General features: G+C 61.6%; 8 protein-coding genes. 6 read left to right on the top strand and 2 right to left on the bottom strand.

What is annotated here, in order from left to right:
• Positions 1-95: 95 nt before the first annotated feature.
• Both HWX76_RS32580 and HWX76_RS32585 read right to left on the bottom strand, forming a co-directional pair.
• Positions 96-743: a response regulator transcription factor gene (locus HWX76_RS32580; protein WP_006479054.1), complete on the bottom strand. Its 648-nt coding sequence runs from the start codon at positions 741-743 to the stop codon at positions 96-98.
• Positions 740-2,842, bottom strand: a complete 2,103-nt coding sequence (locus tag HWX76_RS32585; protein WP_124630245.1) for a PAS domain S-box protein — start codon at positions 2,840-2,842, stop codon at positions 740-742. The genes HWX76_RS32580 and HWX76_RS32585 overlap by 4 nt, the downstream gene beginning before the upstream one ends.
• Positions 2,843-3,163: 321 nt before the next feature.
• On the opposite strand from HWX76_RS32585, the gene HWX76_RS32590 reads away from it, so the two are divergent.
• From HWX76_RS32590 to HWX76_RS32615, 6 genes are all read left to right on the top strand, one after another.
• On the top strand, positions 3,164-3,634 hold the full coding sequence (locus HWX76_RS32590) for a universal stress protein (RefSeq protein ID WP_176016895.1): 471 nt from the start codon (positions 3,164-3,166) through the stop codon (positions 3,632-3,634).
• Between the two features lie 310 nt (positions 3,635-3,944).
• A complete protein-coding gene (locus HWX76_RS32595) occupies positions 3,945-4,451 on the top strand; it encodes a cupin domain-containing protein (RefSeq protein ID WP_176016896.1) in 507 nt (168 codons plus the stop codon).
• A gap of 185 nt (positions 4,452-4,636) precedes the next feature.
• Entirely contained in the window at positions 4,637-5,662 is a 1,026-nt protein-coding gene (locus HWX76_RS32600; protein WP_050011042.1) for a DedA family protein/thiosulfate sulfurtransferase GlpE, read from the top strand.
• Between the two features lie 541 nt (positions 5,663-6,203).
• Complete coding sequence (locus HWX76_RS32605; protein WP_244138051.1) at positions 6,204-15,425, top strand: hemagglutinin repeat-containing protein; 9,222 nt, start codon at positions 6,204-6,206, stop codon at positions 15,423-15,425.
• The gene (locus HWX76_RS32610) at positions 15,382-15,675 is read left to right on the top strand and encodes a hypothetical protein (RefSeq protein WP_244138052.1); all 294 of its coding nucleotides are present in this window, start codon (positions 15,382-15,384) and stop codon (positions 15,673-15,675) included. Before HWX76_RS32605 ends, HWX76_RS32610 begins: the two co-directional genes overlap by 44 nt.
• 189 nt (positions 15,676-15,864) lie before the next feature.
• Positions 15,865-17,220 (top strand): UbiA family prenyltransferase, encoded by a 1,356-nt coding sequence (locus HWX76_RS32615; RefSeq protein ID WP_244138053.1) that lies wholly within the window; start codon positions 15,865-15,867, stop codon positions 17,218-17,220.
• The last annotated feature ends 87 nt before the right edge of the window (positions 17,221-17,307 follow it).

Genomic DNA, 17,307 nt, shown 5'->3' on the forward strand with positions numbered 1-17,307 from the left:
GCGTCATGCGCGGGCCTGCCGAGGCCCGCACCACGCCGGCCAGACGTCGTCCGTTACACGTCGTCCGCTACACGTCGTCCGTTACACGTCGTCCGTTACACGTCGTCCGTTTCGTCGAGCAGCTTGTGCCGCATCGCGTAACGCACGAGCGCCGCTTCGTGCGGCATCTGCATCTTTTCCAGGATCCGGGTCTTGTAGGTGCTGACCGTCTTCGCGCTCACGCACAACGCGTTCGCGATCTCGGTCAGCGTCTGGCCGGCGGCGATCCGCCGGAACACGTCGAATTCGCGGTCGGACAGCCGCTGGTGCGGCAGCGTTTCGGCCGGCTCGTTCAGGCTCTGCGCGAACTGCTCGGCCATCGCGAGGCTCACGTAGACGCCCCCCGACGCCACTTTCGTGACCGCGCCGACCAGCTCCGCGCTCGCGCTTTCCTTCGTCAGATAGCCGGACGCGCCCGCGCGGAACGCACGCACCGCGTATTGCTGCTCCGCGTGCATCGTCAGCACGAGCACGCGCAGCGCGGGCTTCTCGTCCTTGATCTGCTTGATCAGTTCGACGCCGTTGCGGCCCGGCATCGACAAGTCGAGCACGAGTACCTGCGCAGGCGTCGCCCGCACCAGCGCGATCGTCGACGGGCCGTCGAAGGCTTCGCCGGCCACCTCGAATCCGGTGGCGTTCTGGAGGATGTGCCGCAGACCGTCGCGTACGAGCGTATGGTCGTCGGCGATGAGCACCTTGATCATGTGATGAGCGTGTCCTGTTGAACGGTGCCGAGCGGAAACGAGACGGTAATCGAGAAACCGCGCGCGAGCGCGGTATCGATGGTCACGGTGCCGCCCAGCATGTGTGCGCGTTCGCGAATGCCGATCAGGCCGAACGATTTGTCCTCGTGGGCCGGCCCGCCGGGCGCCGCGCCGCGGCCGTTGTCCGCGACGCGCAGCACGCAAAAGCCTTCCTCGATGTCGAGCCGCAACGCCACGCGCGTCGCATCCGCATGGCGCGCGACGTTCGTCAGCGCTTCCTGGACGATCCGGAACAGCGTGGTCGCGCCCGTGCTGGTGAACGTGAGGCCGCCCGTTTCGATGTGGCGCTCGACATCGATCCCGTAGCGGTTCGTGAAATCGTTCGCGAGCCATTCGATCGCGGGCACGAGGCCGAGGTCGTCGAGCATTACCGGCCGCAGGTCGGCCGCGATGCGCCGCACTGACGCGACCGTCGCGTCGATCAGCCGCCGCATGCCTTGCAGATGCGTCTGCAGGCCTGCGTCGGGCTGCGCGCGGCCGGGCATGCGCAGTTGCTGTTCGACGACCGACAGATCCATCTTCAGCGCGGTGAGCTGCTGCCCGAGGTCGTCGTGCAGCTCGCGCGCGATGCGGGTCTTTTCCTCTTCGCGCACGTTCTGCAGGTTCGCCGACAGTTCGCGCAATTCCTCGCGCGATTGCTTCAGCGCGTTCTCGGCCCGCAGCCGCTCGGTGATGTCGCGCAGCATCACCGTATACAGCTTGCCCGACGCGTCGCGGATCTGCGAGATCGATGCTTCGATCGGGAATTCCTCGCCGTTGGCGCGCAGCCCGAACAGCACGCGCTGGCGGCCCATCTGCCGCTCGGACACGCCCGTCACGCCGAACTGGTCGACGTGCTTCGCATGTGCGGCGCGGAACCGTTCGGGAATGAAGCGCGACAGCGGCGCGCCGATCGCCTCCATTGCGGACACGCCGAACACCTGCTCGGCCATCGGATTGAAGATCACGACCGTCTGCTTCTCGTCGATCGTGATGATCGCTTCCATCGACGACCGGATGATGCCCATCATCCGCGCTTCGTTGAGGCTGCCGCGACTGCTCGCGCCCGCATCGGCGCGGCCGCGCAGCAGCGCATGGACGAGCGCCGCGAACCCGAACGACGCGATCAGCCCGGCGGCGAGCACGGTGCCGGCCGCACGCTGCGCGCCGGTCGCGCTCGGCCGGCCGTCCGCGGAATAGGCGAGCGTCAGCGCGGTGCCGCCGAAATTCAGCACATCGGTGCGCCGCATCAGGTCGGGCGACGCCGATGCTTCGTCGGTCGTCGTCTCGACGCTGACGATCGCGCGCGAATCGCCGCTGGCGGTCATCCACAGATCGATCCCGCGTTCCGCGTCGAGCGCACGCTCGACCAGGCGCCGCGGGCTCAGCGCCGCGAACAGCATCCCGTCGACGCCGGCTTCCCGCGTGCCGGACGGCGTGGCGGCGGCCAACGGCGAGCTCGTCACGGGCAGGAACAGCGTCAGGGTGCGGGCGTCGCGGGACGCGTCGTCGTCGGCCGGGTGGACGCCGAGCGCGATATCGCCGGTCCGCAGCGCGCGCGTGAGCGGCGCCGCGTCGGACGCACCGAAGCGCACGACCGGCGAGTTCGACACCGGCGCGCTGAGCGTCGCTGCCGCGAGCGGATCGGCCGGCAGCGGCTTCGCGCCGGCCAGCGCGCCGCGGGCCGCGCGCGTCAGCGGCGCATAGCCGATCTGCCGGACCGGCGAGCGGCCGCTGTCGAGATCGAGCGTCTCCGCATACCGGCGCCATTGGCCGGGCGTCATGTCCGGGACGAGGCCGAACGCGCCGCGCGCACCTTCGAGCACGGCGACACCGGCCTGTAGTTCATGCCGCAGCATCGCGGTCACGTGCGTGGTCCGGCGTTCGAAACGCGTATGAACGGCGGTTTGCCACTGCTCGCGCACGAGCAGCGCGACGCCGAGCGACAGCACGGCGCCCGCGCACAGCGCAACGACGCCGGCCGCGAGCGGCTGGCGTAACATGATCTCGAGGCGCGTCGGCTCTCGGGCGTCCCGCGTCGGGGTTCCACTGACGGTCATTCGATGGCCATTCTGTTGTTCGGGCTGCCCGGGGCACGCGGGCAGCGCGGCAAAACCGGGGGGAAACTCGCACCGGCTGCGTGCAACGACGATTTTCAGGACGAAATTGTGCGCGTTTTACACGTTTTTTGTAATGGGGGCAGTTGAAATTGCGGCAAACGGCGGGCAGCAGCAGGCGCGCCGGGCACGCTTGACGCGCGTCAACGCACGCGTCGGCACGTGGGGCAGACTGTTCGGCAGGCAAGCCGGCGCCGGGCCGGCTCGCGGTAACGGGCCGTGGTTGCGCAACGCGCGACGCACGCCCGGTCGGAGGGACGGACCATGTACAAGCGGATTTTCGTTGGGCTCGATGGCAGCCCGAGCGCGCGTCTCGCGCTGAACGAGGCGATCCGGATCGCAGCCGCGTCCGGCGGCGAAGTGACGTGTGCGTACGTCGTCGAACATCGGCCGCAGCTCGTCGACGTCGACGCCGGCTTCGCAGCCGAGCGCGACGGCGACGTCGCCGCGAACGATGCCGCGACGCCGGTGCTCGACGACGCGAAAGCCGCGCTCGCGCAGCAGCATGTGCGGGGCACGGTGCGCGCGCTCGACGCGTACGGCGAGGACATCGCGACGGTGCTGATGCGCACGGCGGCCGAAGCCGACGCCGATCTGGTCGTGATGGGCACCAGCGGGCGGCACGGCCTGCGCAGGCTGTTGCTCGGCAGCGTAGCGGAATCGTTGCTGCGCGCGGCCGACCGGCCCGTGCTGCTGGTGCGGCACGCCGAGGGCGGGACGCCGGCGGCCGCATAAGCGACGCGGTGCGGCGGTCGACGCTGCCTGCCCCGCGCATTGGCGGGCCGCAGGGCGCCGCGTGCTTGACCGCACATGGGCGTGATCGGCGTACTGCGCCGTGCCACCGGTACGTTCGACGGTGCGCGATTGCACGTCGGCGGTTGCCTCCCGGCACGCAGTTCTGGCAGCATCGGCCGGTGTCCGCTTGTTCGCCGCGCGCATGGCCGCGGCGATCGACGCAGGGACATCCGGCGGCACGCGATCGCAAGAATGAGGGTCGTGCAACCCCGCCGGATGCCGGTTTTCACCCTTACCGACGTCATCCGCCATGCCGATTTCCGCGACCGACCTGATTCGCCAGTTCGACCTGCAGCCGCATCCCGAAGGCGGCTATTTCCGTGAAACCTACCGCGCGACCGATTCGGTCGCGCGTCCGGCCGACGGCGCGCCACGTGCCGCGTCGACCGCGATCTACTACCTGCTGTGCGACGGCGCGTATTCGTCGTGGCATCGCATCCGCTCCGACGAGGTCTGGCATTTCTACGCAGGCGATCCGATCGAAGTGTGGGTGCTCGACGCGCGCGACGGGCTGACGATCCACCGGCTCGGCAACCCGCTCACGCATCCGGGCACCGTGTTCCAGGCGGTCGTGCCGGCCGGCAGCTGGTTCGGCGCGCGCTGCGCGTCGCCGGAGCACGTCGCGCTCGTTGGCTGCACGGTGGCGCCGGGGTTCGAATTCTCGGAATTCGAGCTGGCGGACGCGGCCGCGCTCGCGGCCGAGTTTCCCGACTACGCGGAACATGTCGCGCAACTTGCGCAGCGCCCGGACGTGTGACCGTCACGGTCGCGTCACGCCGGGCGCAAAGCCCGTGCGGACGGCCCGTGTTCCGCGCGGCCGAGGCCAAACCCGTTTAGAATGCGCAGGATGCACCGGTTGGTCGCGGACATGCCGCGGCGGCCGTTGCGCCGCCGTACCGACGGCCCTGTCGCGCGGCCCGCATGTCTTCCAGGAGCGCCGCCGTGTGGCACTTTCCCATCGCAATTCCATCGTCGCTCGGCCCGTGGGCCGTGTTCGCGAGCGTGTTGATCACGCAGCTCGGCGTGCCGGTGCCGGCCGTGCCGATGCTGATTCTCGGCGGCACGATGGCGGCGATGGGGCAGGCGTCCTGGGTCAGCATGTTCGCGGCGGCGATCGGCGCGACGATGCTGGCCGATTCGCTGTGGTTCTTCATGGGCCGCACGCGTGGCCGGCGCCTGCTGAACGGCCTCGTGCGCTTCTCGCTGTCGCTCGACACGACGCTGCGTTTCGCACGTAACGTATTCGAAAGGTATGGTGCGCCGCTGCTCGTGCTGTCGAAATTCCTGCCGGGCCTCGGCCTCGTATCGGCGCCGCTGCTCGGCACGACCGCGATCGGCATCGGTGTGTTCCTGTTCTGGGATCTGGCCGGCGCGTCGCTGTGGGCGGCGTTCTGGCTGATCGGCGGCGCGGCCATTCACGACCAGATTGTCCAGTTCGTGCTGTGGGTGCGCGCGAGCGGCGGCACGATCCTCGACGCGTTCCTCGCGATCTTCATCACGTTCCTGCTGTACCGCTGGGTGCGCCGCGTGCAGTTCCGCCGCTATCTCGCGCAGGTGCGCATCTCGCCGCCGCAGCTCGTCGAAATGATGACGTCCGACGAGCCGCCGCTGATCTTCGACGCGCGGCCGAAGGCGATTCGCGAACGCGAGCCGTACCGGATTGCCGGCGCGGTGCCGGTCGATCTCGATTCGCCGGACCTGCTCGACCCCGAAGTGTTGAAGCGGCCGATCGTCGTCTATTGCGTGTGCCCGAACGAGGCGACGGCGAAGCGCCTGATCGCGAAGATGCAGCGCAAGAAGATGATCCACAACATCCGCGCGCTGAAGGGCGGGCTCGATGCGTGGGAAAAGCACGGTTATCCGGTCGAGCCGCTGCCGGCCGATCTGGATTCGTCGCGGTATTTCGTGCGGCCCGAGCAGGGCGGGCTGGAAGGCGAATATACGGTGCGGGCGACGTTGTCGAAGTGATGCGGCCAGCGTTGCAGGTTTCGGCGCTCGATAGCGCATGTTTTCCATCTTGATTTTTATATATTGTCGACAAGCGAGTTTCGCGGAGCGATCTCCGCTTATCTCGCAATGGTTCGGCTAACAATATCAGGAGCATTCAGCTGCGCTCGGTCGATTGGCACTGTGTCTAAAACCGCGTCGCACCTATCCCAATAAAGTTGCATCCCACCTCAGAATTAACAATCTGAAAACATTATAAAAATATTAATTCTTCAGCATTTTTTAATATCTCCGCCTGCAGGAGCAGGGAAGGCCAATGCTCCTCGTGTCGCGTTAATCATTTCTGACAGTGTGCGGGGATTGCTTCTGCTAGGATCGCGCAGCGGATAAGAGGAGACCCACTGCGAGCGCCGTCTCGCAATCGCGACACGCATGAGAGGCGCTGTCGTTCTGACTATCCGTTGCAAGCGCGTTCAAGACAAGACAGTGAATTACGTTCTGTCCTATTGGCGCTGAATTCAAATCGGATTGCAAGCAGGAACGCAGTGCGCGTCAACGAAGAATGAACAAGAAATGCTATCGGGTTGTGTTCAATCGCGCGCGGGGCGCGATGATGGTCGTTCAGGAAAACGGTAGTTCACCGCATGCAGCCGGGAATTCCAAAGGCGTGAGCGCGCTATCGCGCTTGCGGATCGTTTGGCAGCCGATCGCGATGGCTGCTGCATTGCTGTTTGGGGTGCCGCTATTCAGTTTCGCTCAAATCGCTCCGACTCCGGGCACGAGCACTCATGTCATTCAGACGCAGAGCGGCATCCCGCAGGTGAATATTGCCGCACCGTCAGGCGCTGGCGTGTCGGTGAACACGTACAACCAGTTCGACGTACAAAAGCCGGGCGCGATCCTGAACAACTCGCCGACGATCGTCAACACGCAACAGGCGGGGATGATCAACGGCAACCCGAATTTCGGTGCGGGCCAGTCTGCGCGGATCATCGTCAACCAGGTCAACAGCAATGCGCCGTCGCAACTGCGAGGTTACGTTGAGGTCGCGGGCAATCGCGCCGAAGTGATCCTGTCGAACAGTGCCGGTATTCAGGTTGACGGCGGCGGGTTCATCAATACGTCGAAAGCCGTTCTCACGACCGGCACACCGTATTACGGTGCCGACGGCTCGCTCGGTGGATTCAACGTATCGCGCGGCCTGATTTCTGTAAGCGGTGCTGGCCTGAATGCATCGAATGTCGATCAGGTTGACTTAATTTCGCGTGCAGTGCAGGCCAATGCAGCCATTTACGCAAAGAATCTGAACGTCGTCGCAGGTGCGAACCAAGTCAACCACGACACGCTGGCGGCTACGCCGATCTCTGGCGATGGTGCGGCACCGGCGATCGCAATCGACGTGAGCCAGCTCGGCGGCATGTACGCGAACAGGGTCTTTCTCATATCGAACGAGAACGGCGTCGGTGTCGCGAACGCCGGGACGATCGCGGCACAAGCGGGCGACCTGACGCTGCAATCCAACGGCCAGCTCGTACTCACGGGCAAGACGACTGCGAGCGGAAATCTCACGGCAACCGCAAATAGTATTCAAAACAGCGGCACGACGTATGCGCAACAGAGTGCAAACGTTTCAGCAGCCGGTACGTTGTCGAACAGCGGCACGCTCGCAGCGCAACAGAATACGACGCTCAACGCGAGCACCATCAATTCGACGGGAATGCTGGGCGCAGGTGTCAATAGCGATGGTTCCGTCGGGAAAAGCGGCGATCTGAATCTGTCGAGCACCGGCCAATTGACGGCGACCGGGCAGAACGTTGCGGGCGGGAGCGCGTCGATTTCAGGTGCTGCCGTGAGCCTCGCGGGTAGCCAGACGAGGGCGAACGGTAACGTGTCGCTGAACGCAAGCGCCGGGGACTTGAACCTCTCGAATGCGACAACGAGTGCGCAGGGCGCGCTCAATGCGAACGCAGCGGGTGCGTTGATCAACGATCGCGGCACGCTGTCGAGCCAAGCCAACGCAACGTTGACCGCAGGCAGCATTTCGAATCAAAGCGGCAAGATCTCGGCGCAAGGTCCGCTGAACGTGCAGTCGAACGGCTCAATCGCGAATCAGGGCGGCACGCTGGTTTCTGAAAGTGCGATGCAGGTGCGCGGCGGCGCAATCGCGAACAACCAGGGCACGATCCAGAGCGCGGCCGGAATGAATATTTCGGCAAGCTCGCTGGACAACAGCGCAGGTCGCGTGACGTCGCTGAATTCGGACGGTCTGTCCATTGCCACGACGGGGCAACTGACGAATGCTGCCGGTACGACCGCACTTGGCGCCCAAGGCGGTGTCATTGGTGGCAACGGCGGCGTGGCGATTCAATCGGGCAGCGTCGTGAACCGTGGCGCGGTCAGTGCGCAAACGAATCTGAATGTCGACACGCAATCCCTCGACAACGGCAGCGGGACGTTGTCGGCTGCGCAAAACGCAGTGATCAAAGCGGGTGCGCAGTTGACGAACGGTTCGGGCAGCATCACGGCCGGACAGTTCGCGACCGTGAATGCCGCGACGCTGAGCAACGATGCGGGTTCGGTACAGGCAGCGCAGTTGTCGCTCGGGGCGACGAATTTATCGAACCACGGCGGCACCATTACACAAACCGGGACCGGCGCAATGAATGTTGCCGTCTCGAACACACTTGATAATTCAAGCAACGGCGTTATTCAGACCAACAGCACCGACCTGAACCTGACGCCCGCGACGCTGATCAACGACCACGGGAAAATTACTCACGCCGGAAGCGGTGCGCTGTCGATTTCGACCGGCGCTTTGTCGAACCAAAGCGGCACGATCGCGACCAATGGCGCGTTGAGCCTGAAAGCTGCAGCCGTATCGAATAGCGCAGGTACGCTCGCCGCGCAGCGACAGGCGACGCTCGATGTGCAGTCGCTCGATAACCATGCGGGCGGCTACATCGGTGCGGACAGCATTACGCTGAAGGCTCAAGGCGCTGTCGATAACCGTGCGGGCACGCTCGAAGCGAACAACGGCGTTTCCGTGACGGCCGACAGTCTCGCCAATGATGGCGGCTCGCTTAAAAACGTGGGCACGAGCGCGCTGTCGGTTGGGACGACAAATGCGCTGACGAATACGGCGGGCGGTACGATTGGCGGCAACGGAGCCGTTTCCGTGTCGGCGGGCAGCGTCGACAATTCCAGCGGATCGCTGCTGGCTGGACAAGCGCTTTCGGTACAGTCGAACGGCGCAATCACGAATGCAGCCGGCCTTGTTCAGGCGAACGGGAATCTGTCGCTGCGAGCACAAGGCGCGATCAACAACAGCGCAGGGCAAATCGAAGCGAACGGCACGAATTCGACGCTCGCGCTGTCGGGGAGCAACGTCGACAACAGCGACGGACGTATCGCGAATATCGGCAGCGGTGCAACGACGATCGACGGCGGTGCATCGATCACGAACACGAACGCGTCCGGCAAAGCGGGAGCGGGCACGATCGGCGGTAATGGCGATGTTACGCTGACCACCCAAACGCTCACGAATGCACAAGGCGGTCAGACGCTTTCCGGCCACGATCTGACCTTGAACGTCACAAACAACGTGAATAATGCGAGTGGCGTGCTGTCGGCCGCGAACAACCTCGAGCTGAGCGCGGCAAACGCTGCGTTGTCGAATCAGGCCGGATCGATTCGTGCAAACGGCGCACTGTCGTTGAACACGGCGTCGATCGACAACAAGTCCGGAAAAATCGGCAACGACGCAGGCAGCGGCGGCAGTATTTCAATCCAGACCGGCACGTTTGCCAACCAGAACGGCGTTATCGGCAGCGATCAGGACCTGACGTTGACCGCGAGCGCGTTGAGCGGTGACGGATCGATCGTAGCAGGCCGAAACGGTGCGGTGACGCTCGGTAGCGACTACACGCAGACCATGGCGAACAAGCTGCACGCAAACGGCGACCTCACGTTTTCCACGTCGGGTAAGCTGACGAACCAAGGCGTGCTGGATGCCAACGGCGCGCTGACGGTGAATGCCGCGACCGTGGAGAACCAAGCGGGCGCCGATCTGAATTCCGGCACGACGACAATCAATGCCAACGGCGGCACGATCGATAACGCAGGTCGCATCGAAGGCGATACGGTTACGACCAACAGCACGACGCTGAACAACACCGCGACGATCATCGGCCGTGAAGTGACCGCTAATGCGAGCACGATCACCAATACCGGTGCAGCGGCGGTGATCGCCGCAGCCGAACGGGTGAATTTGTACGCGTCCAACCAGTTGTCGAACACGGGCGGCGCGAATGTCTTCAGCGTTGGCGACATCAATATCGCCGCGAACGGTCAGCGCGACGCGGACGGGTTTCTCGCGAACCGTACGCAAAATGTCTTGAACGATCAGTCCACGATCGAAGCACAAGGCAGTATCGAACTCGCGGCTGGTACGTTCACGAACACGCGTCCGGCTCCGGTGGTGACCACTGAAACCACGAGCACGACGAGTAAACACGAAACCAAGCGTCAGAAGTACATCGTGTGCGCGACGATGAATGCGGACCCGAACGGCGGGTGCTCGCAGGCAATGTGGGTGAACGGCTACAAGACGCCGCTCACCTCCACCTATAGCCCTTCGCAGGTTGTATCGGAAACGTCCGGACCGAACGCGACCGACAAGGTATTGGTCGTGAACGTGAACGGCAAGCAGCAGACGATTTACTACAACACGCTGACGACCCACGCGGACGGTACGGTGACGGTCAACTACTGGGATGCGTACGATCCGCACGTCAACTACGTTCCGGATACGGAATACACGACGCGTAGCGATGGCCACAATGGCTATCAGCGTGTCGAAATCTGGCGCGACACGACGACCACGGTTCAGCAGGACAAGATTGCAAGCCAGGCGCAGCAAGCGCAACTCGTGGCAGGCAACAACATCGTGATGAAGAACGTCGGCACGATCAACAACGAATACAGTTCGATTGCGGCGGGCGGGTCGATCAAGATCGGCGATTCGGATGTGTCCGGCAGTGCAGGTTCAGGCAGCTACGGTGGCACGGTCGTGAACAACGTCGGGCGGACGCTGTATCAGTATCAGACCGACAACATCGTATCGATGTACGCGTGGAACGAGGATACGACGCAGGATCGCGGCACGATCGTTCAGCCTTCGCAGGTGTATACACCGGTTGCCATCGGCGGCACGGGCGGCACGATCATCGCCAACCAGTCGGTGATCATCGACGCAAAGGATGTCAACAACCAGAACGTTGCCGCGCAGAATTCTTCGACTGGCGCAACCGGCGGCACGCTTGGAAATAATTCGACCAATGAGGGCGTATCCGGTGGCAAGTTGACGCCGGTTGGAGCCGCAGGCGGCTCATCGACACCGGTTGGCGCACAGCAATCGGTCGCGAATGCGTCGGGCGCACTGCCGATCACGTTGCCGACGAGCGGTCTTTATTCGATTCACGACGCACCTGGCCAGCCGTATCTGATCGTGACCGATCCACGCCTGACGAGCTATACGAACTTCATTTCGAGCGACTACATGCTCGGCCAGTTGAACCTGAATCCGGCGAGTATCGAGAAGCGCTTGGGTGACGGGATGTACGAGCAGCAGATGGTGCGCAATCAGATCACGCAACTGACGGGGCGCACGTTCTTGCCGGGCTACGCGAGTGCCGAGGATGAATATCGTGCGCTGATGACGAACGGGGCGAACTACGCAAAAGAGTTCGGCCTGGTGCCGGGGATGGCGCTGACGGCCGCGCAGATGGATGCGCTGACGAGCGATATCGTATGGCTGGTCGATCAGACGGTAACGTTGCCGAACGGCAGCACGACGCACGTGCTGGCGCCTGTCGTCTACATGGCGCAGACACACGCGAACGACCTGCAACCGACTGGCGCGTTGATCGCGGCGGACGATGTGGAAATTCATGCGACGGGTAGCGCAACGAATTCCGGCGTGATCAAGGGCGGAACGAAAACGGTCCTGACGGCGACGGATATTTTGAATCGTGGCGGTGCGATTTCGAGCAGCGGCACGAACGGCACGACGGTCGTTTCGGCGAGCAATGATGTCGTGAATGCGTCGGGGATGATTACCGGCAATCGGGTCGCAGTGTCGGCCGGTCGCGATATTGTCAATACAACGTTGGTCGACACAGTTGGCGCAACCGGCACGTCGGGCGCAAGCAAGGTCAGTACGAGTCTGATTGGCCAGCAAGGCACGATTGCGGCAACGGGTGATCTGTCCGTTCACGCCGCGCGCGATTTGAGCATTCACGGCGCGAATTTGTCGGCGGGCGGCGATGCACTGGTGACGGCGGGTCGGGATATCAACGTCGATACGGTTCAGTCCACGACGAACCAATCGATGTATCTGAATGATCAGCATCATTGGGAAGAATCCACGACGAAGAACGTAACGAACGGCATCACCGCAGGCGGCAGCTTGGGGATGCAAAGCGGCAACGACATGACGCTGAAGGGCGCGACTGTATCCGCCGGAAAAGACTTGTCTGCGCTTGCAGGCGGGAATTTGACGGCAACGACGGTCACGGATACCGCGAAGCTCGACAATGTGGCGGCGGACAGCAAGACGCGTAAGGAAGTTGATCACAACTACGACGAGCACGCTGTTGGCACGCAATTCACGGCAGGCGGCAATGCGGCGCTCGGGGCGGCGAGCACCGATGTGTCGAAAGGCAACGTCACGCTGACAGGTTCGTCGCTGACGGCGGGCATGACGAACGGTGTTGAGAACGGTACTGGTGCGGCGAACATCGTTGCAACGGGCAACGTCACGGTGAACGAGGCCCGCGAGGAACACGACAAGTACCAGTCGGTGCAGGTCCAACGCGGCAGCTTCGTCAGCAGCACGAAAACCGATTCGATGCAGAATACGCAGGCGAATGTCGGTGTCGGCAGCACCGTGTCGGGTAATACGGTCAACATTCAGTCAGGCCGTGACCTGACCGTTCAAGGTAGCACGGTGGTAGGGACGAACGATGTCAATCTCTCGGCGGCGAACGACGTCAATATCACCACGTCCAAGGATACGGTTACGCAGGACAGCTACTATCACGAAACGCATTCGGGTATTGGAACCAGCGGCTTGAGCGTGAGTATTGGCACGCAAACGAAGAAAGATACGGATCATGCTTCTTCTGTCACGAACAACGCGAGCACGGTGGGCTCGCTCAATGGCGATTTGACTATCAAGGCTGGCGATACGTTGCACGTGACAGGTAGCGACTTGATCGCCCGGAAGAATTTGACCGGCATAGCGTCGAATGTCGTGATCGATTCGGCAACGGACACCAGTAAAAAGACTCATAGCGAGACGACCAGTAGCAGTGGCGTCACGCTTGGCTTGTCGGGCAGCATCGGCGACGCGATCAACGGTGCGTATCAACAGGCGCAGGCGGCAAAGAGTGGTGCTGGCGACAGTCGTGCGACGGCCCTGCACGCGATTGCAGCGGCAGGTAATGCAGCGATGGGTGTAGCTGGTTTGACAGGCGGTGCGCTTGCGGGCGGCGGCACGCCGAGCATCGGTGTTCAAGTCAGTGTCGGATCGAGTCATAGCAGACTCGATACGTCGGAAAATCAGACGACGCAACGCGGATCGAGCGTCAGCGCTGGCGGTACTACATCGCTGATTGCGACGGGCAACGGTACGCCGGGCAGCGGCAATATCACGGTGACCGGTTCGAATGTCTCGGGCAACGATGTGTTGCTGGTCGCGAAGAATCAGATTGACTTGAAGAACACGACGAACACCGATTCGACGCGTAGTTCGAATTCGTCGTCAAGCGCCAGCGTCGGCGTGTCGATTGGCACGAACGGTATCGGAGTATCGGCCGCCATGTCGCGCGCACACGGCGACGGCAACAGTGATGCCGCGATGCAGAACAATTCGCACGTGACCGGTGCGAATAGCGTGACGCTTCTCAGCGGCGGCGATACGAATGTGATCGGGTCCAATGTGAACGGCGGCAAGGTCACGGCGGACGTGGGCGGAAACCTGAACGTGCAGAGCGTACAAGACACGACGTATAGCACGGCACATCAAAGCAGCGCAGGCGGCGGGTTCAGCGTCAGCACGATGGGCGGCGGGAGCGCAAGCTTTAGTGCGCAGAACGGCCATGCGGATGGCAATTATGCCGGCGTGAACGAACAGGCGGGGATTCAGGCAGGCGACGGCGGGTTCAATGTCAACGTCAAGGGCAATACCGACCTGAAGGGTGCATATATCGGTAGCACGGCCGATGCGTCGAAGAACGCGTTGACGACCGGTACGTTGACGACCAGCGATATCGAAAATCACTCGCACTACGCAGCAGACAGCAACGGATTTAGTGCGGGCGTAGGCGTAGGCAACACTGGCAAGGCGATCGGACCGGGTTCGGTCAGTGGATCGGGTGGCCTAACGCCGATGATTTCGCAGTCGGACAGCGGCGATGAGCAATCGACTACGCGTAGCGGCGTAAGCGCCGGCACGATCAATATCACGAATCCGGCAAATCAGACGCAGGACGTAGCGAACCTGAACCGCGACACGTCGAATCTGAACGGAACGGTATCGAAGACCCCGGACGTGCAGAATCTGCTGGATAAGCAAGCCGACACGATGAATGCAGCGCAAGCGGCCGGTCAGGTAGTGTCGCAAGGCATCGGTGCGTATGCCGACATGAAGCGCTCGGACGCCCTAAAGGCCGCACAGGCGGCATCGGACAGCGGCGATATCGAAGGCATGGTGTCGGCGCTGAAGGACTACAACAATTGGCGCGAAGGTGGAGATTCACGTGCAGCGCTCCAAATGGGAGGCGGCGCTCTCATTGGTGGCCTTGGCGGCGGTGGATTCGGCGCAATCGGCGGCGCGGCGGGAGCAGGTTTGTCATCAAAGCTTGCTGAACAGACCAAAGCATTCAGCGACAGCGTTGGAAACGCGACGGGTTCGTCTCTGATTGGCAACATTAGCGCGAACATTCTTTCAGGGCTGGCCGGCGCTTTGGTTGGCGGTAGCGCAGGCGCTGCGACCGCATCGAACGTCAATCTCTACAATGCGGGAAATGATGCTGGCGAAGCGAAGGACAATGACAAGGCGCGCAAGCTGATTGAAAACACTGTTGGTAAGGCAGTAGCGGATCAGTTAGCGGCGATGGACAATTACTCGGTCAACAAGCTGATCGATCAATTCATTGGGCTGATGCAGGCAGGTGCTAAAGCAAAGATGTTGGAATCGCCGACGGCCTTGATCAGTCAGAGTATTGCAACGGGGGCGGGTGCGGTCGTCGGCGTGGGCGGCGGTAAGCCCCCTACGAGTCCGGGAGCGGTACTGGTGAATTCGTCGGCAGGCCAAGCCGCTGATGCTGCACTTACCGCAACGGGTCGGACACCGCCGAACGCAATTTTGAACAGTGGAAGTGACGACAATGCACAGGTCTCAGGAAGTGGTGCTCGCGATGTCAAAGTAAGCGACTATCAGAAGGCAGCGGATCAACCCTATAACGAGTCCGGCTTATCTGCGGCAGCTAGAGCGTGGGATAAGCATGCCGGCCGTCCAGGAGGAACATTTGAACCGCTCACAGGCTCTATTGCGGATAAGAATGCTGCGGCTAGCGATTTCGTGAGTAGCGTTCTGAACAATCCCAATAGAACTCGGACCGAACTTTCTCGCGGAGGCGTCGAATTCCGCTTGCCTAGCGGACAAGGAATACGATTTAATGAAGACGGCTCTTTTTCTGGAATTTTGGACCCCAAAAAATAGGGTGAATAGCGTGTCGAAATTTGATATTGATTTTGTTAGTGACATGGATCACGAGCACCTTATGGCGGAGATCAGCTTTGAGGGGCAAAGACTGTGCATTATCGACAAGGAATACGGAAATGATGATATGAATATTGAATTTTTGGTTGATTTGTACGTTCTGCCCGAAAGCGTAAAAATGAAATTCAATCTTGATGATTTTATTGGGGCGGTTAATTCTGCAAGGAATGAGTTGCGGAAGTGTGCCTAGTTTATTGCGAGGTTGGCTGCGCTTTTAATCCGAAATCTGCGACGGTTGGATCAAGAAGAGGTGGCGATCTCCATGGTCGTGGGTTTGCCGTTAGCTGCGCCGCACAAACATAATTTGAGGGGGGGGATTTTAGGCGAAATATGACGAATATATGCAGTATGGCACCCCGTTTAAGTTGAATCACAAGAAATGCGAGAGACCAGAAAATTTCCACTTGTGGTCGATCTTGACGGCACGTTGACAACTTCGGATACCTTGATGGAATCCGTGATACGTGTCGTCAAGCGAAAACCTGCAAACCTACTGCGCCTGCCTTTTTGGCTCGCGGGCGGCCGCGCCGCCTTCAAGGCCGAGGTCGCAGAGCATGCGGATTTTCGAGCGGAAACAATTCCATATCGGAAGTCGCTCATCGACTACCTCACCCGCGAACGCGAGAGCGGTCGAAAAATCGTGCTTGCAACTGCCGCACATTGTTCGATCGCCGAGCGTGTGAGCACGCATCTCGGCTTGTTCGATCGTGTCATCGCTACCAGTGGCGACACGAATCTCGAGGGGGAGGCGAAACTGGCCTGTATTCGCGAGCAGATCGGCGACGACTTCGTGTATGCGGGTGACAGCAAAGTTGATTTGCCGATTTGGGCCGGCGCGAGAGGTGCCATACTTGCTGGCGTTTCGTGTGATGTCGCCGCCGATGTTCGCAGCCACGTTCCCATCGAACACGAGTTCACGAATGTCCGCGCAACGTTCTCCACATGGTGCAAGGCCCTGCGTGTTCACCAGTGGCTAAAGAACCTGCTGCTGTTCGTCCCACTGCTGACGGCCTTTGCGTTCCTTGATGTCGACAAAGTCAGCGTGCTCGCACTGGCGTTCTTGTCAATGTCGCTTGGCGCGTCGGCCACCTACATCGGCAACGATCTGTGGGATCTGGACAGTGATCGCAGACATCCAAGAAAGTGCAATCGTCCGTTTGCGAGCGCGGTGTTGTCGATCAGTCAGGGCATCGCGTGCGCAGCGGTACTGCTGACATTGGCGTTTGCATTGGCGTTGGCGGTGTCGGCCGAATTTACCGGCATGTTCGCGCTCTATCTGATCCTGACGACCGCGTACAGTTGGCGCTTGAAGTCGATCGTGCTACTCGATGTGGTCGTTCTGTCATTGCTGTACACGTACCGAATCGTCGCCGGAGCAGTTGCAGCGGAAATTATGGTGAGTCGATGGCTCCTTGCATTCTCCGTGTTTGCTTTTCTCAGCCTCGCGCTCGTGAAACGTTGCTCCGAGTTGGTGTTCTTGCGCCAGAGTGAAAAAAGCGCAACGGCTGGTCGGGATTATCGAGTAGGTGACCTCGAAGTCCTTTGGCCGTTTGGCATCGGTGCTTCCCTTGCTGCGGTGGTCGTATTTGGTCTGTTCATCAATGCCCCGGAAACGGTAGCTCGTTACACGGTTCCGCACCTTCTCTGGTTCGTGCAGATCGGGTTGATCTACCTGTTCGGTCGTCTATGGATCGCAACAGTGCGTGGCACGATGCACGACGATCCGATAGTCTGACCTTGCCCCTGTTTCACGAATCCCATAACCGAGGCAATCAGGCCGCTTGCCCTTGCTGAGCGGCGGCCCAGTTCTTCTCGAACGTCA

The sequence above is a fragment of the Burkholderia sp. BCC0398 genome (assembly GCF_902833245.1).
GTDB lineage: Bacteria > Pseudomonadota > Gammaproteobacteria > Burkholderiales > Burkholderiaceae > Burkholderia > Burkholderia sola.